Origin of the sequence: Limnohabitans sp. 103DPR2 (assembly GCF_001412575.1) — a bacterium.
In the GTDB taxonomy this organism is placed as follows: Bacteria; Pseudomonadota; Gammaproteobacteria; order Burkholderiales; family Burkholderiaceae_C; genus Limnohabitans_A.
Map to the genome: position 1 here is coordinate 1,658,480 of NZ_CP011834.1, position 16,481 is coordinate 1,674,960.

A 16,481-nucleotide genomic window follows, 5' to 3' on the forward strand; every position below is an offset into this window, starting at 1 on the left:
GAGGGACTGATCGTTTTGACAGTCCTAGTAAAAGCCCTTGTATAAGAAATATGCAGTTTCAGGCCCAATGAAATTGACTGAACCTATCAAGGAGACTTTCAATGAACCGCCGATTACTCATCCTCAGCACCCTCTTAACTTCCAGCTTGGCCCTTTGATGACCGTCAAACTCAATGGCAATGTTACGGCCACTTTGAACAACAATAAATTCCCCAGCGGACCCTTCGCACTTCAATTTGGGGCTGGCGTTAACAATGCCGTAGGCGGCCCCATTCAATGGCGCAAAGTGATGATCAAGCCAAATTAATGTTGATCTGACCCCAATTGCGCTAATTGTTCTGGGGTGAGTGGTTGGTCGTCTAGATCAAGACCATTCCAGACATAAAAATTGTCTGGGTTGATTTGACGTATTTTTTCTAGCACTTCATGTTGGGTCAATGCGTTCGTGCTCAAGCCACCGGAAGTAAGCGATGGTTTCTTCTTTGCTTGCTTTGCGAAAACTGATGAGTCTGATTTGTTCATGGCGTTGGTTGTGTACAAGTGCAAGTACGCATAAGTGACTTAAGACATATGAGAATGAAATGACACGCGGCTCATCCAGTTTGCTGATGTGTAAATGGAGGCAGAACCTAGAGCTGAGTACTTCGTCAGCGTGTTCGAAATCAAGGCCATGTTTCAAAAGATTGCTTTGTCGTTTTCTATGATCCCACGTTAATTTTGTGTTCATTCATTCTAGATGTAATCAATCGAATTGAACACATGTTCTCAGTTGGCTTTGATAGGTTTATTTTCTTGGCTACCTGCAATAACGTGTCAGACATTGACTTGCACCAGACCTCTAGAAATTCTTCGCACTCCAAAATTTAATTGGGGTCAGATCAACATTAATTCCCAATCATTGAGGGCTTAGCCTGAGGGGGGCTGAACGATTTCTGGTACCCCAGTATGAGGAAGCCCCCCTCAGGCTAAGCCCTCACTGATTGACCAAATTAATGTTGATCTGACCCCAATTAAATTCCCCCCAAAGCGGGCTCATGTGGCGAGCCTGGGGGAGGGCAGAGTGTAGGGACCGAGGAGAGAGAGATGAACGAGACCTACACATTTGAAGACATCGACACCGTGGTTTGGAATTGCTTGCAGGGCAGCCAAAACGCTCAAGATTATCTAAGTTACGTCAAAACCATGATGGGCTTCAAGGCGCATCAAAAAGACGCACTCAAACTGGCCAAACAATACTGGAAAGCTCCCGCCTCAGAAGCCTTCTTTCCCAAAGCGCTGGCCGCCGTAACAGCCATTGCCGAAAGTGGCAACACCGCCGCCATGGCCCACTTAGGCCGATGGTACAGACTAGGCTCTGGCGTGCCCATTGACCTTGAGCTCTCAGAGAAGTGGTACCAAAAAGCTGCCGATCTCAATGACGGTAAAGGCCACACCGGACTTGGCAGGCTTTGCTGGAAATCCAACCCCAACAAAGCCGCTGCGCACTTTTACATGGCCATTGAAATGGGCGAGCTCAGCGGCTATAGCCACCTGGCCGACCTCGACCCTAAAAACGAACTCGAGCACCTCAAAAACGCCTTGCAATCTGGCGAGTCTTACGCCGACTACGCCTACGGCCATTACCTCCAGCGCCACGCCAAAACCGATGAAGAAAAAGCCAGCCACCTGCACTGGATGGAGAAGGCCGCCAAGAAGGGCTACGGTTATGCCGCGCTGTTCGTGGCCATGCACCACTTCAACGAAGGCGACGGGTCTGACACCACCTTAGAAACCGTCAAAGAATGGTGCCGTATGGGCTGCGACACCGGTGACATTGGCGCACTCATGTGGTTTGCCAACAGGTTTCTTTACGACCCCGTCTCAGAAGAAGAAGCCGAGGGCTATCTCATGGCGGTTTGCATGTTGGGCGACAAAGTGGGGCAAGGTTTTTATGGCGGCTGGTTGGTCAGTCGTGGCAAGTCATATGAAGAGCAATCAACAGGCATCGAATGGCTACAAAGCAGCGTGGCGCAAGGCCATGCATCGGCCATGTATGCATTGGCTGACGCCATGCGCAAAGGCAAAGGCATTGAGGCAGACAACAAAGCTGCGCACGATTTGCTAGAGCAGGGTGCGGCCCTTGGCAACTCCGAATGCCAGTGCTACTTGGGCATCTCTTATATGTACGGCGACGAAGTAGAAATTGACAAAGAACGCGCCCACGATTTGTTTCAAATTGCGTCCTTGCAAGGCGACCTGTGGGCCATGTACTTGCTGGGCATTACCTACGAAGCCGGCGATGGCGTTAAGCAAGATCACGCCAAAGCGTTTGAGTGTTTTATGAAAGCCAGCGAGGCAGAGTTTCCAGGTGCGCAGTTCCGCATTGGCAGGGCGTTGATGCGCGGCCATGGCGTAGCCAAAAACAAACCAGCAGGGGTGAAGTGGCTCTTAAAAGCCGCCAACGCCGACCACACCGACGCCATGATTGTGTTGGGTGCCACACTCATGTCGGGCGATGGCGTGGCTGTTAACTACAAACTGGGTGCCAGCTGGTTTCAAAAGGCCGCCGACCTGGGCAATGCAGAAGCCATGCACGAGTTGGCCACTTTTTACATGGAAGGCGATGGCGTAGAAGCCGACCCCGAAAAAGTGAAATACTGGATGTTCAAAGCTGCAGCGTTAGGCCAAGAAGATGCCATCAAGTGGGTGAACGAAAACTACCCCAACCAACCCAGTTGGCTTCAAGATTTGAAGAAAGGCATTCAAGAAATGCCCGAAGACAACTTGGAAGCACCCAAAACAAGCGATGATGCCAAGCAAGTCGACAAGGACAACAAAGAATGACGTTTCAAAAATGGATGGTGGTGGGTGTAATGTGTGTTTGCACTGCGGCATTGGCGCAATACAAACCTTCTTACACGGTGGTGAAAAGCAGCTCCAAGTTCGAGGTCAACCCAGACGCCTCTTACACCCAACACTTGGAAGAGCAAGCCCGCGTTGACACGCCACAAGGCGTGCGCATGTTGGGCGAACGAAAGATCACCTACAACTCAACCCTCGAAAATGTCGAAGTACTTGAGGCGTACACCATTCAACCCGATGGCACGCGCATTGGCGTGCCGCTCGACAAAATCCGCACGCAAGACGAAACGGCCGACGATGGTGCCATTTACAGCGACAGCAAATCCAAGGTCATCATTTATCCCAAGTTGGAGGTGGGCAGCCAGGTGTATTACCGGGCAAAGTCGGTGCAGCACACGCCCGAGTTTCCGGGGCACTTCTTTTTGTGGGAGCACTACAGCCCCCATGTTCGCTACGAAAACGTCACCGTGGAGTTGGTTCACGATGTGGGCATTGAAGTGGGCGTGAGCACCAAGGGCATGCAGGGGGGCAAGCTCGACATGCCGCCCAAACCCCATACAGTGGCTTACAAATTCACCTTCAGCCAAGACACGGCCTATCCCAATGAAGATTCGCGCGTCGACTTGCCTGACTTCGCACCGCACTTTGCTGCCAGTACGTTTAAAACGTATGCCGATGTAGGCCAGGCTTATCACGTGCGTGCCAAAGAGAAGGCTGCTGTGACACCGGCCATCCAAGCGTTGGCCCAAGCGTTGGTTCAAAAAGCCAATGCCCAAACTACCCTCGATAAAGTGAAAGTGCTGCACCACTGGGTGGCGCAAAACATTCGTTACTTGGGCATTTATGTGGGCGCGGGCGGCTATGTGCCGCACGATGCGCAAAGCATCTTAGACAACCGCTATGGCGACTGCAAAGACCATGTGGTGATCTTGGAGTCTTTGCTGGCCGCCGTGGGCATTGACAGCTCGCCGGCCTTGATCAATTCGGGCACGGCATTCTTGCTGCCTAAGTTACCTACGCCAGGCATTTTTGACCACGTCATCACTTACGTGCCCAGTCTCAACGTATTCTTAGACTCCACCAGCCGGTTTGCACCCTTGGGCACTTTGCCCTTAGGTGACATGGGCAAGTCTGTGGTGCTCACGGCCACAGGAGCCCTCAGCCGTACACCCATGACGCAAACCATCAAAGACCGCACCGAGTCGCGCATTCAAATGAAGCTCACACGGGACGGCAGCATTGAAGGTCAAAGCCAAGCCAAGATGTTTGGCGTTTTTGAAGTGGCCTCTAGAAACTCGCAGTTCAATTACCAAAACAAAGAGCAATCGAATGTGGTGAACCGACTGCTGTCGAGGTTTCAAGAAACAGGCTGGGGCGAGATTGCCAAAACCGAACCCACCAACTTCAGCGTACCGTGGCAAGTCAACTCCACTTTTGAACTCGACCCCGTGGTCAACGTGCCTGGCCCCAGCGCCATGGCCATTCCGGTGGGCTTGGCGCCCGGACGCTTGAAGGGCTTTGCCGATGTGGTGTTGCCCAAGGACAGAAGGTTTCCAACTTACTGCAACTCAACCCAGCACGAGGAATGGATTGACTTGGCTTTTCCCAAAGACATGAAGATCACCCGCGTTCCAAAAGGCGTGACGTTTGCCAAGGGCACCCTGCGATACCAGTCCACCTATGCGTTATCGGGCCATGTATTGAAAATCAAACGGGTTTACGCTTCCCGCAGAACCGAAACGCTGTGCGGCGCAGAATCAGACAAAGCATTTTCTGATTTCACCCAAGTGCTGCGCAGAGACCTTCGCCAGCAAGTCTTCTTCGAGTGAGAAATTAATTCCCCCAATTAATGGATGGGGGTGGCGTGTTTCAGCAGGTCATCGATCAAAGACATCAACTGCGCGCTTGATGCCGTGAAGGGGTCGAACTCGGGGTGCTTGAGTTGCACGATGGGATCGCTTTCGGAAATGATCACATGCGCCATCGACCACTCTGGAAACTTTCGCGTTTGAATTTCTTCAATTGACACCAACTCCACATCTTGGTGCCGCTTGTCTTTGATCAGCGTGGCATAAAGCCGATTGACGCTGGCTCGTTCGCCTTCCAATATTTGGATGTACAAGCCTTGCCCTTGACACAAAATGCCCGTGATGCCTGCCACGCGGTTGTGCACCCTGGCCGATTCCAAAATCGAACCCGTCACAGTGGAAGTGATGGCGCCTGCGGCCCGGCTGATGTACAAAAGTCGAATGAGCATGGCTTGTCTCCGTTCACTCATCGTAACATTGACCGCAGTTTCTCAAAACTCAGGAGTCGCAAATGGGCATGTGGATTGAAATGGGCGTTTTTGCGTTGGTGTTTGTTTTTGCCATTCACCAGTTTAACGATTTGAAGCAAGAAAAGCTCAAACGCGAACGCAAGCAAGCCGAAGAGGCCGCCAAAAACAACAATGGCTCACCAGAAGGGTGAGCCATTGCAGTGGGAATGCGCCAATCAGTGGTGCTTGGCTTCTTTGGCTTTTTTCAGCAATTTGAGCTGGCGATTGTTCTCTGAAAAAGCCCAAACAATGGCAACCAAAATAAACAGGTCAATAACGACCATGACGTGTGGCATGAGAGTCTCCTTGCATATGTTGTCTGAAGGCCGGTTGCCATCAGTTGGGCCTTGGGGTTAGACCTAGTAAAAATTCTAGCCAAATGGGCGCACCCTTGCAAACATCTTCAGCAGCCAAGGAACCCACATGACGGGAAGTGAACGCGATGCATTGATGCAGTTTTTACGCGAAATGATCCAAACCAAGCCCCGTATTTACGACGAAACGGCTGCCAAACTGATTGCCGATGCCTTCAGAACCCAGCCCTATGCGGCCTATTTGCTGACGCAAAGAGTGATGCTGTTGCAAGCGGCACAAAACCCTGGCCAAGCTGCCAGCGGCACCTTCACGGAATTTCTAAACCCAGATGCCACCGCATGGGGCGAAGCCGTTGCCGAGGTTCAGCTGCTAGAGCCGCCCAAGCCAACAGGCCCCAGAGAGATCTCGATGGAAGAGAAAGGTTTGAAGTTCATTGGCCGCAATTCCAAGGCCATTTGGGCCGTGATATTTCTGGCCTTTGCATTGGTGCTGCTTACTCGATAACCGCCACGTCCACCACAAAATAGTCGGTGTCGCCAAAGCAGGAGGTGGGCAGGCCGCGGTGTTGCTCGTATTTCAAGGTTACGCGCTTGCCAGCCACTTCATTGAGTTGTTGGGCCACCGCTTCATCGCGCACGGTGAACAAAAACTTTTCGGGGGCGGCACCTGGAATGGCCACCAAAGACAATTCGCCCTCCCAAGTTTTGCAAATCCAACCTTTGTAAGAAACTTTTTGCAGAAAGCCTGCGCGTTCGCCTTCGGAGTAACTCCACGACAGCACGGCCCAGATGTAAAGGGCAAAGGCCAATAGCACGCTGAGAACAGCAAATCCCAAGCGGGTGAAAATCTTTTGGAGAAGAGGTGAGGTCATGGGTTCATTCTAGCCACAAGAACCTGCGCCAACCTACCGATCAGATCAAGAAGCCAGCATATGGCGCGAGACCGACTCAAGCCGCTCTAAGGGATCAAGTTGTGCCAGCAAGGCCAGCTTGTCGGCATCGCTCAGAGACATGGCTTCAGCGTAGCGGTTGGCCACCCAGCCGCACTGGTCAAGTTGGTATGGCGCAAAGATGGGTAATCGGTCCATCACACCTTGTTGCTGCGCAGAGGCAATCACTTTGCCCAAGCGGTCTGCCAAGGGCTGAAGGTGCTCGGGAATGGCCACTTCAGGGTCTTGTGGCAAATAGCTGACTTGGCCTTGCCACACACCCAAAGGGCCAGGTCGCACTTCGTTCAATTGAAATCGCAAACCGCCTTGGCAAACCACCCGATAAAAATTGGGCTGCACCATGTCCATTTCGCGAATGTGGGCCACACAACCGTAGGCATGCAGCGAGGGCACTTCGCCAGGCACTTGCACTTCACTGCCTTTTTGAAGCCAGGCCACGCCAAAGGGGAGTTGCTGTTGATGGCAACGTTTGATGAGGTCGAGGTAGCGAACTTCAAAAATTTGAAGGTGCAGCATGCCATCAGGCATGAGGCCCTGTGACAGGGGAAAAAGGGGCAGGGTGTCGGTCACAAGGCCTTGGCGGTTTATTCCAACTTGATGCCAGCGTCTTTGACCACCTTGCCCCACTTGCTCATTTCAGAGGTCATGAGTTGGGTCAAAGCCTCGGGCGTGGACAAGCTCACTTCCACGCCGGCCTCAAACATGGCTTTGTTGGTTTCTGCCGTGTTCATGATTTTGGCAACCTCAGCGTTGAGCTTGTTCACGATGTGGGCTGGCGTGCCAGCAGGTGCCAACAAAGCCAGCCAGATGGTGGCATCGTAGCCGGGCACACCCGCTTCTTGCATGGTGGGCACGTTGGGCAATTGAGGAATGCGTTTGGCACTGGTCACAGCCAATGCGTTCAGACGGCCATTGGGCACTTGCGACAAGGCATTGGGCACGCCGGCAAAGCTGCTCTCAACCACACCCGCCACAACGTCAGTGGTGGCCAAATTGCTGCTGCGATAGGGCACGTGCTTCAGTTGCGTTTTGGTCATGGAGGCAAACATACCGCCAATCAAGTGCTGCGCGCTGCCGTTGCCAGAAGATGCAAAGTGAATTTTGTCGGGGTTGGCTTTGGCCAGTGCAATGAACTCTTGCACGTTTTTGGCAGGCACCTTGGGGTTGGTCAGCAAAACATAAGGCGAGTCGACCAGCTTGGTGACGGGTGCGAAACTTTTGATGGGATCGTAGGGAACACTTTTGTAGATCCAAGGGCTGATGACGTGCGTAGAAGACACAATCAACAAGGTGTGACCATCGGGTGCCGATTTGGCCACTTGGTCGGTGCCAATCATGGAGCCAGCGCCCGGTTTGTTTTCAATCACCACCGATTGCCCCAGGCTTTCGCCCAGCTTGACGCCCAAGATGCGCGCCACCACATCGGTAAAACCACCGGGGCCAAACGGCACGACGATTTTGATGGGCTTGGTGGGATAGGCCTGGGCCACGGCTTGACCCGCAGACAAAGTCAGGCAAGTGGCTGTGCACACAATGCTCAAAAGCTTCTTCATGATTTAACCTCGGAAAGTGGGTTCGGGTTGGGAAAAAAAGCTGTGCAGAATTTGATACACCATCAGGTAGTTTTTCTGCTGGAAACTGGCGTGTGAAATGCCTTCCATGATGCTGAACTGTTTGCTACGGCTAGGCAGCAATTTGTAGAAGTTCAACAAGTCATCAAGGCTGGCAATGCCATCGTACTCACCGCGCATGATGAGCGTGGGCGAGGTGACTTTGGCGGGGTCGATCAGGGGCAGCTTGGAGCACATGTCGACATAAGTGCCGGTGGGCATGGCCGAGTCCAATGTGAGGATGGCATCGGCAAAGGCATCTTTGGTGGCTTCGTCGGCACAGGCACCATGGTCGCGGTTGAAAATGCTGTGCACAAATGCGCGGTCAATGGGGCGCGTATTCTTGGCCAAAAACTCGGGCAGTTTCTTTTTGCGATCAGCCAAAGTGGGGCTGCCTTCGCCGGTCCAGACAAAGGCATCCAAGGCCAGTTTGGCAATGCGCTCGGGGTGGTGCTGCGCAAACAGAGCAGCCTTCAACGCGCCGGACGAAATGCCATACACCATCAACTTTTGAGCGCCTGTAGTTTTCAGGATGTACTCGCTGCCAGCGGCCAAGTCTTCGGCGCCGTTGGCAATGTCAAAGTTGATGGGGCGGCTTTTGTCCGAGCGGCCATAGCCTTCGTTGTCCATGCACCAAGTGTCAAAGCCGCGCTCGGCAAACCAATCCATCACGGATGAATGTGGCCTGCCGGGCACGCTGAGATCGAAGGTGGGCTGTGAGGCCATCGAGGAGCCGTGCACAAACAAAATGGTCCCGACTTTGGGCACATGCGCGTGGGCTGGTTTGTTCCACAAAAACAGACGGATGTCGCCTTTGTGAGTCCAGTGCTCTGTGCCACCTGTCCATTGAACGCTAGTCATGCGAGGGTGTTCCTTGAGGTTTGTTTTACAAAGGCGCTTTGAGGAAATTCTCAAGCGCGTGGTGGAACTTGTTGCGCACCACGCCCATCATGGGGTTGTGTGCAATGCCTGAGAGCACCACAAACTGCTTGTCTTTGGTGGGCAAGCGGGTGAAGAAATCGAGCAGGTCGGGTTCTGCCGCAATGCCATCGTATTCACCGCGAATGACCAGGGTGGGGCAGGGAATTTTTTCGGGTTCGACCAAGGGCAAATTGGCGCACATGTCGACGTAGGTGCCTGTCGGTACTTCGCTGACCAAAGGCAGTTCGGCGGCGGCAATGGCTTTAGGCACGCTGTCTTCGCTAGAGCCTGGCTTGTCGCGGTTGAACATGCCTTCGTAGAAAGCCAAGTCAACCTTGCGGCGGGGGCTTGCACTGTACTCAGGCAGCTTTTTGCGGCGTTGCTCTAAGGTGGGCGCGCCGGCGCCGGTGTACACCAAGGCAGACAGGCCCAAACGGGCCACGGTGTCGGGATGGGCTTCGGTGTAGACGCACGCACGCAAAGCACCTGAAGAAGAGCCAAAGATGTTGATTTTTTGAACGCCAGTTTCTTGCAAAATGAAGGGCACCACAGCGGCCAAGTCTTTGGCGCCTGTGCGCACATCGCTGTTGCCACGGCCCGACCAGCTAGAGCGGCCGTAGCCCTCGTGATCGACTGTCCAGCAGTCGTAGCCGCGTTCTGCAAAATAGTCCATGACGGAATAGTCTTTGCCACCGGGAACTTGCAAGTCGTAAGTGTTGCGGCCGGAAACTGTGGAGCCATGCACCAGCAACAAAACGGGCTTGGCGGCTTCGCCAGCGACGGGTGCTGTGGCACGCTTGCGGTAAACATACAAACGAACGTCTTCGCGGTTAACAAAATATTCTTGAGACCAGATCACGATAATGCGCCTTGTTGAGAAGGTTAAAAAAAATGACGATACCCGAGTCAAACAGATGGGTGTTTTTTACGCCATCATGCCCTTTTCACGGATGATGGATTTACCTTGGTTTGATATAAATAATTGAGGTAGGGCTGAGGAATGCAAAACCCGTGGCGGCAAGTGCGCGTGTGAAGCATGTTGTCATGGTGACCCTTTCATGTCGTGGAGGCTGCTTAGCTTTGTTTCAATGTATTCGCAATTGGCTTTGGCTAGAATTAAGCTTACAACACCTGCAGGAGGCCCTTGTGAAAAAATTTCTGATTGATCTTCTGCCCAGCCATGCCGTTTTAGCGTCAAAACTCGAAAAAACGGCCGAATTTCCCACCCTCCGCGCACATGCTCGCAACGACTTGAATTGACCGCGTGAAGGAACCCTCTTTTTTGGATGCTGCTTCGCTAGCGGCCTTGCCACGCGGACCGGGCGTTTACATCTTCAGGGGTGACGGCAAGTTGCCCATTTACATCGGCAAGAGTGTCGACATTCGCAGCCGGGTGTTGGCGCATTTGCGCGCTGAAGATGAAGCCGAGATGATGTCGCAATCAAGGCGTGTGGATTTCATCGAGACGGCAGGGGAGATTGGTGCTTTGCTTTTAGAGTCGCACCTGATCAAAACGCTCAACCCGCTTTACAACATCAGGCTGCGCAGGCTTCGCAACTTGTGCAGCATTCAACTGCACGACCAAGCCGGTGCCTGGGTGCCCGAAATTGTGACCGGCAAAGACTTGGGCCTGGGTCAGGTGGAGGGCTTGTATGGGCTGTTCAGTTCTAGGCACGCGGCGCAAGCCAAATTGCGCGAGTTGGCCGATCAACACAATTTGTGCCAAGGTTTGCTGGGCCTGGAAAAGCTCAGCGCCCGTGGCTGCTTTGGATTGCAAGTTAAAACATGTTTGGGCGCTTGCGTTGGTAAAGAAGAGCGCTTGGCGCATGACCAACGCCTGCTATCAGCTTTGGAGGACATGAAGGTGCATGCGTGGCCGTTTGCGGGGGCCATTGATTTGGTGGAGGAAAGCCAAGGCTGGGTACAGCGTCATCGACTAGAAAACTGGCGCTACTTGGGAACTTGGTGTTCCAAGTCGGCGCAGTTGCCCGTGACATTGCAGCAAAGCTTTGATTTGGACACTTACAAAATATTGGTCAAGCCCATCATGTTGGGCACGGCGCGCTTGGAAAGCGTTAATTAATGTTGATCTGACCCCAATTAAGGGGGAAGTGTTGGACAATGGGGTTTTTGGTTCGCATTTCAGTTTATGGCTATTCAATGGTTTCCGGGGCACATGCACCTCACGCGCAAGGCGATTGAGGAGCGCATCAAAGACATTGACGTGGTCATTGAAATGCTGGACGCCAGGTTGCCGGGGTCCAGTGCCAATCCGATGTTGGCGCAGTTGATTCAGGGCAAGCCAGGTTTGAAGGTGCTCAGCAAGCAAGACTTGGCGGATGCTGAACGCACGCAGTTGTGGTTGGACCATTACAACGCCATGCCCAATGTGCGGGCCATTGGGTTGGACACCAGCATGGTGTCGCCGGCCAAAGCATTGATTGATGCTTGCCATCAGTTGGCGCCCAACCGAGGCGGCATGGCCAAGCCCATGCGGGTGCTCATTTGCGGCATTCCCAATGTGGGCAAGTCCACCCTCATCAATACCTTGAAGGGCAAGCGTGCAGCCAAAACAGGGGACGAAGCAGGTGTGACCAAATTAGAGCAGCGCATCACCTTGGCCGATGACTTTTATTTGTACGACACGCCCGGCGTGCTCTGGCCGCGCATCATTGTTGAAAAGAGTGGCTACAACTTGGCCGCCAGTGGTGCCATTGGTGTCAATGCCTTTGACGATGAAGAAGTGGCCCTAGAGTTGCTGCATTATTTGATTGCCAATTACCCCGCAGCCATCACGGCGCGCTACAAAGTTCAAAACGTGTCGGAACACACCGATGAAACCTTGTTAGAGGCCATTGCACGCTATCGCGGCGCCATTCAAAGTGGAGGACGGGTGAACACCACCAAGGCCGCTGAAATTGTGATCCATGATTTTCGTTCTGCAGCATTGGGCCGATTGACCCTCGAAACGCCTGCTGAGTTTTCGCAATGGTTAGCATCGGGCCTGAAGGCGGATGCTGAACGCGCTGAGAAAAAAGCAGCGCTTCAAAAAGAGAAAAAATCTTTGCGCAAGACTAAGAGTTGACCAGTCGCCAGGCCAACAAAGCACTGACAAGGGCATTAAGCAAGGCGCACACCGCAATGACCCATGTGCCCAAGGTATTGAGTGGGTAATTTTGGGCAATGTGCGACAGTGCCAACGAGAGCAAGTTGAGCGCTACCAAAATCCAGAAAATAGGATTTTTGGGTTGAAACAACCTCGAGATTTTCATGAAAAATCCTTAAACAATCGCTAAGGATAATTCAAAAAACGAGCAGGCAATGAGGCCAGCCAGCAGGCCTTAATTTGTTTCAGTCTTTGACCAACAAGACGGGTGTCTTTGAGGTGCCCACCACGCGCTGGGCCACTGAGCCAATGGCAGTGTCGGACCAAGAGGAACGACCTTTGGTGCCCATGACGATCATGTCAAACTTGCCTGCCTTGGCCTCATTGATGATTTGCTCGCTGGGATGACCGTAGCGAATGGCCATGTCATGCGGCAATTTGATTTTGTTCAGGTATTTGACCGCCCAAGCCAAATTTTTGTCAGCAACTTCGCGAAGGTAATCTTCGACAGCGCCCTTGGGGGTATGTTTTTTAAAAAACCTCAAGCTGCTGTCATCTTGCACGGTGATCACTGTGATGTGACTGTTTGCGCTGAAACTCTTGAAGAGTCGGGCTGCATATTTCACGGCGCCTTCTGAAGCTTTTGAACCGTCGGTTGCGACCAATATTTTCATAGTGAACTTTCAAAGTGTTGTGAAATGATAGGGAACTGATTACATTCAGACTTGATACAGATCAAGGCTTTAGCAAGCAAGGAAAACACGATGACAAACAAAAAAGTGGCATTGGTCACAGGTTCGGCAACGGGTGTGGGTGCCGCAACCGCTTTGGGCTTGGCGCAACGTGGCTACAACGTGGTCATCAACTATTCCAAAAGTGAAACAGAGGCCAAAGCCTCTGAGGCGGCCTGTCAGGCGGTAGGCGCAGAAACTTTGTTGGTCCAAGGCGATGTGTCGGACGATGCGGCCTGCAAAGCGATGGTGGCAGCCACACTGGCCAAATGGCAACGCATAGATGCCTTGGTCAACAACGCGGGCATCACCGCGTTTGCTGGATCCAACTGGGATGCTTTGGATGCGGAAATTTTTCAACGCATTTTTGAAGTGAATGTGTTGGGCACTTTTCAAATGGTGCGCGCCTGTGTGCCGCATTTGAAGGCTGCGCAAGGTTGCATCGTCAATGTGTCTTCTGTCGCTGGTGCCTTGGGCATTGGCTCTAGCATTCCGTACATCGCTTCAAAGGGTGCCATGAATTCAATGACGCTGCATTTGGCGCGCACACTGGCACCAGAGGTGCGGGTGAATGCGGTGTGTCCCGGCATGATCACCACGCGTTGGTTTGTGGACGGTGTGGGTCAGGAAAACTTTGAGAAGCTGAAGGCGCAATACGAGCAAACAACGCCCTTGGCACGCGCTTGCACCGCAGAAGATGTAGCAGAGTCCATCATTTGGTTGGTGGACGGTGCCCGCACAGTGACGGGCGAAACCATCCTTCTAGACTCTGGTTTGCATTTGGGCAAAGCCGTGACGGTACCCGCCAAAAATGCGGGTCAGTGAAACGCGGTGACCGACCGGTGACCTGCTGCGCAGGTGCGCAGCGTTACTTGTCGAGTTTGATGCCAGTCTCTTGAACGATGTTGTTCCAGCGAGACTGAATGCGTTTTTGCCAAGCTTGCGTTTCTTCTAAGTTCATGTCGAAGTAAACACCGCCAGCGGCTTTCACTTTGTCCATCACATCAGGGTGATTGGCGGCTTTCACAATGGCGGCATTGAGTCTGCGCTGTACGGCAACCGGTGTGCCTGTGGGCACGGCATAAACTGTGTAGCTTTGAAGTTCTAAATCTTTCAAGCCTTGTTCTTCCATGGTGGGCACATTGGGCAACAGTGGCAAGCGGGAGGCGCCAAATACGCCAATTGGTATGAGTTTGCCCGACGCTAAGAAGGGTGCCACTTCACTGTAAAAAGCAGAGACCAATTGCACTTGTCCGGAGGCGGCATCGGTCATGGCCGGCACATTGCCTTTGTAGGGAACGTACTGAATTTTGGAGCCGGTGCGTACTGCAAATGCGGCGCACACAAAGTGACCAATGGTTGCATTGCCACTGCCGCCGCAATCGAGTGTTGTGTTTTTGGCTTTGATGTACGCCACCAACTCGGCCACGTTTTTAACGCCTAATTGTGAATTGACCAAGAGGATGGGGTAGCCTGCAATGGTGAGGCCCACTGTGGAAAAGTCTTTCACGGGATCGTACCGAACGGGGACGCCCAGTTGGCCTATGAGTCCCAATTCATTTTGACTTCCCATGAAGAGCGTGTGACCGTCTGCATCGGCTTTGGCTGCGGCATCACCGGCAATCGCGCCTGAAGCACCGGGTTTGTTGTCCACCATCACAGGTTGGCCCAACTCATTTTGCAAGTGCGGTTGATGGCGTCTGGCGTAGATATCGACCACGCCGCCAGGGGGTGATGACGTGATGAGTTTGATGGGTTTGGTGGGCCAGTTTTGGGCCGTTGCACTCAGACTGATGGCCACCATGCTTGCGCAGATCAGCCTAGGTAACCATTTCAAAGTTGTCATCACGTCTCCAAACCAATAGGAACGCCCACTGAAGGATTGCAGCAGTGGGCCTGGATGCTTATTCTTTGACAGAGCCGGTCATGCCCGACACGTAGTACTCAACAAAGAAGGAATAAATGAAGGCCACTGGCAAGGAGCCAAACAGGGCGCCTGCCATGAGGGCACCCCAGTGATACACATCGCCCTCAACAAGTTCTGTGACCACACCCACTGGCACCGTTTTCACTTCACTGGAGGAGATGAAGGTGAGGGCGTAGATGAACTCGTTCCACGACAAGGTGAAGGCAAAGATGCCTGCTGAAATAAGACCAGGAACTGACAAAGGCAAAATGATTTTGACCAAAATTTCCCAGCGGTTGGCACCGTCAATCATGGCGCATTCTTCCAACTCAAAAGGAATGGAGCGGAAGTAACCCATCAAGAGCCATGTGCAAAAGGGGATGAGGAACGTGGGATAGGTGAGGATGAGGGCCAAGCGCGTGTCAAACAATCCCAACTGGAAAATGACCGAAGCCAAAGGAATGAACAAGATGGAAGGCGGCACCAAGTAGGCCAAGAAAATGGCCAAACCGGTTTGCTTGGCACCTTTGAAGCGCAAACGCTCAATGGCGTAGGCTGCCAACACCGAGGCAAACAAAGAGAAGAAAGTAGAAGTGACAGACACCACCACCGTGTTCCACATCCACTGGGGGTACTCTGTTCTGAACAACAACTTTTCAATGTGCGCCATGGTGGGCGAGATGATCCAAAACGGATTGCCATCGCGCGACAGCAGTTCATTGTCGGGTTTGAAAGTGGTGACGCCCATCCAATAAAAAGGAAAGAGCAACACGAACAAGAACAAGCCCAGTGGCAAATAGGTCTTGAGAAGTTTGGTGGAGGTGGTGTCCAAATAGGACATGCCGCCGTTGTCTTGATTGTCTTTGCTCATTTGTCGCTGCCGCCTTGTTGCCATGCACGGCGTTGAAGTCCGAAGTAACTGAAGAGAATGGCGGCCAACAGGAAGGGCACCATGGCGATGGCAATGGCCGCACCTTCACCCAATGCGCCGCCCGGAATAGCGCGCTGGAATGACAGGGTGGCCATCAGGTGTGTGGCATTGAGCGGTCCACCCCGTGTGATCACGTAGATGAGTTGGAAGTCGGTGAAGGTGAACAGCACCGAGAAGGTCATGGTGACTGCAATGATGGGGGTCAGCAAAGGCAAAGTGACATGCCAAAACTGCTGCCAGGGTGTGGCACCGTCAATGGCTGACGCTTCGTAATAGGAGGGCGAGATGGTCTGCAAACCCGCCAACAAAGTGATGGCCACAAAGGGCACACCGCGCCAAACGTTGGCCGTGAGTGTGGCCAAGCGGGCATTCCAGGGTGTGCCCAAGAAATCAATGTAGGAATCAATCCAGCCCATTTTCATCAGCACCCAGCTGATGATGGAAAACTGGGAATCAAAAATCCACCAAAACGCAATGGCGGAAAGTGCCGTGGGCACGATGTAAGGCAGCAAAATCACTGCACGGAAAAAAGACTTAAAACGAATGTTTTTGTTCAGCAACAAAGCCAGCCACAGACCCAAGAAAAACTTCAGCACGCTGGCCACGGTGGTGTAGAACATGGTGTTGAACAGGGCCAATTGTGTGACGCTGTCACCCAACAAGAAAATGTAATTTTCTAAGCCAATCCATTCGCCACCACGGCCAATTTTGGTATCGGTAAAACCAAGCCAAACACCCAAGCCGAGAGGGTAGGTCAGAAACAGCAGCAACAACAGTGTTGCTGGCAACATGAAGATGAAGCCGAGCACATTGCGGCTGTTCTGAATTCTCTCGAGCAAGGGTGTCATGGGTAC

The 16,481-nt window shown here is 52.8% G+C and carries 21 protein-coding genes; 8 read left to right on the forward strand and 13 right to left on the reverse strand.

Features of this window, described 5'->3' with window-relative positions; translation table 11 throughout:
• Positions 1-157 precede the first annotated feature (157 nt).
• The gene (locus L103DPR2_RS14315) at positions 158-307 is read left to right on the forward strand and encodes a hypothetical protein (RefSeq protein WP_156339877.1); all 150 of its coding nucleotides are present in this window, start codon (positions 158-160) and stop codon (positions 305-307) included.
• On the opposite strand, the gene L103DPR2_RS14375 is transcribed toward L103DPR2_RS14315, so the two are convergent.
• Positions 304-522 (reverse strand): hypothetical protein, encoded by a 219-nt coding sequence (locus L103DPR2_RS14375; RefSeq protein ID WP_197274957.1) that lies wholly within the window; start codon positions 520-522, stop codon positions 304-306. The genes L103DPR2_RS14315 and L103DPR2_RS14375 overlap by 4 nt on opposite strands.
• Positions 425-727 (reverse strand): BrnT family toxin, encoded by a 303-nt coding sequence (locus L103DPR2_RS14545; RefSeq protein ID WP_082466762.1) that lies wholly within the window; start codon positions 725-727, stop codon positions 425-427. The genes L103DPR2_RS14375 and L103DPR2_RS14545 overlap by 98 nt, the downstream gene beginning before the upstream one ends.
• 356 nt (positions 728-1,083) lie before the next feature.
• Between L103DPR2_RS14545 and L103DPR2_RS08120 the strand changes: the two genes are divergently transcribed.
• Together L103DPR2_RS08120 and L103DPR2_RS08125 are read left to right on the forward strand one after the other, a co-directional pair.
• Entirely contained in the window at positions 1,084-2,823 is a 1,740-nt protein-coding gene (locus tag L103DPR2_RS08120; RefSeq protein ID WP_055360601.1) for an SEL1-like repeat protein, read from the forward strand.
• Complete coding sequence (locus L103DPR2_RS08125) at positions 2,820-4,670, forward strand: DUF3857 domain-containing transglutaminase family protein (RefSeq protein WP_082466763.1); 1,851 nt, start codon at positions 2,820-2,822, stop codon at positions 4,668-4,670. The genes L103DPR2_RS08120 and L103DPR2_RS08125 overlap by 4 nt, the downstream gene beginning before the upstream one ends.
• A gap of 17 nt (positions 4,671-4,687) precedes the next feature.
• Here L103DPR2_RS08125 and L103DPR2_RS08130 read toward each other — a convergent pair whose 3' ends face one another.
• Positions 4,688-5,098: a BLUF domain-containing protein gene (locus L103DPR2_RS08130; protein WP_231717605.1), complete on the reverse strand. Its 411-nt coding sequence runs from the start codon at positions 5,096-5,098 to the stop codon at positions 4,688-4,690.
• Between the two features lie 62 nt (positions 5,099-5,160).
• Here L103DPR2_RS08130 and L103DPR2_RS14380 point away from each other — a divergent pair, with 62 nt between their 5' ends.
• Positions 5,161-5,310, forward strand: a complete 150-nt coding sequence (locus tag L103DPR2_RS14380; protein WP_197274853.1) for a hypothetical protein — start codon at positions 5,161-5,163, stop codon at positions 5,308-5,310.
• A gap of 271 nt (positions 5,311-5,581) precedes the next feature.
• On the forward strand, positions 5,582-5,977 hold the full coding sequence (locus L103DPR2_RS08135) for a hypothetical protein (protein ID WP_055360607.1): 396 nt from the start codon (positions 5,582-5,584) through the stop codon (positions 5,975-5,977).
• Here L103DPR2_RS08135 and L103DPR2_RS08140 read toward each other — a convergent pair.
• Genes L103DPR2_RS08140 through L103DPR2_RS08160 form a run of 5 tightly spaced genes read right to left on the reverse strand, consistent with a single transcriptional unit; the run spans position 5,967 to position 9,812 of the window.
• Positions 5,967-6,344 carry a hypothetical protein gene (locus L103DPR2_RS08140; RefSeq protein WP_055360609.1) on the reverse strand — a complete coding sequence of 126 codons (378 nt, stop codon included), beginning with the start codon at positions 6,342-6,344 and terminating at the stop codon, positions 5,967-5,969. The two genes, L103DPR2_RS08135 and L103DPR2_RS08140, sit on opposite strands and share 11 nt — an antisense overlap.
• A 45-nt stretch (positions 6,345-6,389) precedes the next feature.
• Complete coding sequence (locus L103DPR2_RS08145) at positions 6,390-7,049, reverse strand: LON peptidase substrate-binding domain-containing protein (RefSeq protein ID WP_335337947.1); 660 nt, start codon at positions 7,047-7,049, stop codon at positions 6,390-6,392.
• Positions 7,007-7,975, reverse strand: coding sequence for a Bug family tripartite tricarboxylate transporter substrate binding protein (locus L103DPR2_RS08150; RefSeq protein WP_055360613.1), 969 nt, complete (start codon positions 7,973-7,975; stop codon positions 7,007-7,009). The genes L103DPR2_RS08145 and L103DPR2_RS08150 overlap by 43 nt, the downstream gene beginning before the upstream one ends.
• 3 nt (positions 7,976-7,978) lie before the next feature.
• Positions 7,979-8,893 (reverse strand): alpha/beta hydrolase, encoded by a 915-nt coding sequence (locus tag L103DPR2_RS08155; protein WP_055360615.1) that lies wholly within the window; start codon positions 8,891-8,893, stop codon positions 7,979-7,981.
• 25 nt (positions 8,894-8,918) lie between these two features.
• Entirely contained in the window at positions 8,919-9,812 is an 894-nt protein-coding gene (locus tag L103DPR2_RS08160) for an alpha/beta hydrolase (RefSeq protein WP_055360617.1), read from the reverse strand.
• 405 nt (positions 9,813-10,217) lie between these two features.
• Here L103DPR2_RS08160 and L103DPR2_RS08170 point away from each other — a divergent pair, with 405 nt between their 5' ends.
• Positions 10,218-11,036, forward strand: a complete 819-nt coding sequence (locus L103DPR2_RS08170) for an endonuclease (RefSeq protein WP_197274854.1) — start codon at positions 10,218-10,220, stop codon at positions 11,034-11,036.
• A 66-nt stretch (positions 11,037-11,102) separates the two neighbouring features.
• A complete protein-coding gene (gene ylqF, locus L103DPR2_RS08175; RefSeq protein WP_055360623.1) occupies positions 11,103-12,038 on the forward strand; it encodes a ribosome biogenesis GTPase YlqF in 936 nt (311 codons plus the stop codon).
• On the opposite strand, the gene L103DPR2_RS08180 is transcribed toward ylqF, so the two are convergent.
• Positions 12,028-12,225, reverse strand: a complete 198-nt coding sequence (locus tag L103DPR2_RS08180; protein WP_055360625.1) for a hypothetical protein — start codon at positions 12,223-12,225, stop codon at positions 12,028-12,030. The genes ylqF and L103DPR2_RS08180 overlap by 11 nt on opposite strands.
• 79 nt (positions 12,226-12,304) lie before the next feature.
• A complete protein-coding gene (locus L103DPR2_RS08185) occupies positions 12,305-12,733 on the reverse strand; it encodes a universal stress protein (protein WP_055360627.1) in 429 nt (142 codons plus the stop codon).
• A gap of 90 nt (positions 12,734-12,823) precedes the next feature.
• On the opposite strand from L103DPR2_RS08185, the gene L103DPR2_RS08190 reads away from it, so the two are divergent.
• A complete protein-coding gene (locus L103DPR2_RS08190) occupies positions 12,824-13,615 on the forward strand; it encodes an SDR family NAD(P)-dependent oxidoreductase (protein WP_055360629.1) in 792 nt (263 codons plus the stop codon).
• Between the two features lie 43 nt (positions 13,616-13,658).
• Here L103DPR2_RS08190 and L103DPR2_RS08195 read toward each other — a convergent pair whose 3' ends face one another.
• Genes L103DPR2_RS08195 through L103DPR2_RS08205 form a run of 3 tightly spaced genes read right to left on the reverse strand, consistent with a single transcriptional unit; the run spans position 13,659 to position 16,466 of the window.
• The gene (locus L103DPR2_RS08195; RefSeq protein ID WP_082466765.1) at positions 13,659-14,636 is read right to left on the reverse strand and encodes a Bug family tripartite tricarboxylate transporter substrate binding protein; all 978 of its coding nucleotides are present in this window, start codon (positions 14,634-14,636) and stop codon (positions 13,659-13,661) included.
• Positions 14,637-14,694: 58 nt separating this feature from the next.
• Positions 14,695-15,537, reverse strand: coding sequence for a carbohydrate ABC transporter permease (locus L103DPR2_RS08200; RefSeq protein WP_442915086.1), 843 nt, complete (start codon positions 15,535-15,537; stop codon positions 14,695-14,697).
• A 26-nt stretch (positions 15,538-15,563) separates the two neighbouring features.
• Positions 15,564-16,466: a carbohydrate ABC transporter permease gene (locus tag L103DPR2_RS08205; RefSeq protein ID WP_055361943.1), complete on the reverse strand. Its 903-nt coding sequence runs from the start codon at positions 16,464-16,466 to the stop codon at positions 15,564-15,566.
• Positions 16,467-16,481: the final 15 nt, after the last annotated feature.

What these genes read in the sequence shown, in the direction of transcription:
- L103DPR2_RS14315 (WP_156339877.1), top strand. Translation starts at nt 158, where the DNA reads ATGACCGTCAAACTCAATGGCAATGTTACGGCCACTTTGAACAACAAT.
- L103DPR2_RS08130 (WP_231717605.1), bottom strand. Translation starts at nt 5,098, where the DNA reads ATGCTCATTCGACTTTTGTACATCAGCCGGGCCGCAGGCGCCATCACT.
- L103DPR2_RS14380 (WP_197274853.1), top strand. Translation starts at nt 5,161, where the DNA reads ATGGGCATGTGGATTGAAATGGGCGTTTTTGCGTTGGTGTTTGTTTTT.
- L103DPR2_RS08180 (WP_055360625.1), bottom strand. Translation starts at nt 12,225, where the DNA reads ATGAAAATCTCGAGGTTGTTTCAACCCAAAAATCCTATTTTCTGGATT.
- L103DPR2_RS14375 (WP_197274957.1), bottom strand. Translation starts at nt 522, where the DNA reads ATGAACAAATCAGACTCATCAGTTTTCGCAAAGCAAGCAAAGAAGAAA.
- L103DPR2_RS08135 (WP_055360607.1), top strand. Translation starts at nt 5,582, where the DNA reads ATGACGGGAAGTGAACGCGATGCATTGATGCAGTTTTTACGCGAAATG.
- L103DPR2_RS08140 (WP_055360609.1), bottom strand. Translation starts at nt 6,344, where the DNA reads ATGACCTCACCTCTTCTCCAAAAGATTTTCACCCGCTTGGGATTTGCT.
- ylqF (WP_055360623.1), top strand. Translation starts at nt 11,103, where the DNA reads ATGGCTATTCAATGGTTTCCGGGGCACATGCACCTCACGCGCAAGGCG.
- L103DPR2_RS08195 (WP_082466765.1), bottom strand. Translation starts at nt 14,636, where the DNA reads ATGACAACTTTGAAATGGTTACCTAGGCTGATCTGCGCAAGCATGGTG.
- L103DPR2_RS08200 (WP_442915086.1), bottom strand. Translation starts at nt 15,537, where the DNA reads ATGTCCTATTTGGACACCACCTCCACCAAACTTCTCAAGACCTATTTG.
- L103DPR2_RS14545 (WP_082466762.1), bottom strand. Translation starts at nt 727, where the DNA reads ATGAACACAAAATTAACGTGGGATCATAGAAAACGACAAAGCAATCTT.
- L103DPR2_RS08190 (WP_055360629.1), top strand. Translation starts at nt 12,824, where the DNA reads ATGACAAACAAAAAAGTGGCATTGGTCACAGGTTCGGCAACGGGTGTG.
- L103DPR2_RS08185 (WP_055360627.1), bottom strand. Translation starts at nt 12,733, where the DNA reads ATGAAAATATTGGTCGCAACCGACGGTTCAAAAGCTTCAGAAGGCGCC.
- L103DPR2_RS08155 (WP_055360615.1), bottom strand. Translation starts at nt 8,893, where the DNA reads ATGACTAGCGTTCAATGGACAGGTGGCACAGAGCACTGGACTCACAAA.
- L103DPR2_RS08125 (WP_082466763.1), top strand. Translation starts at nt 2,820, where the DNA reads ATGACGTTTCAAAAATGGATGGTGGTGGGTGTAATGTGTGTTTGCACT.
- L103DPR2_RS08150 (WP_055360613.1), bottom strand. Translation starts at nt 7,975, where the DNA reads ATGAAGAAGCTTTTGAGCATTGTGTGCACAGCCACTTGCCTGACTTTG.
- L103DPR2_RS08120 (WP_055360601.1), top strand. Translation starts at nt 1,084, where the DNA reads ATGAACGAGACCTACACATTTGAAGACATCGACACCGTGGTTTGGAAT.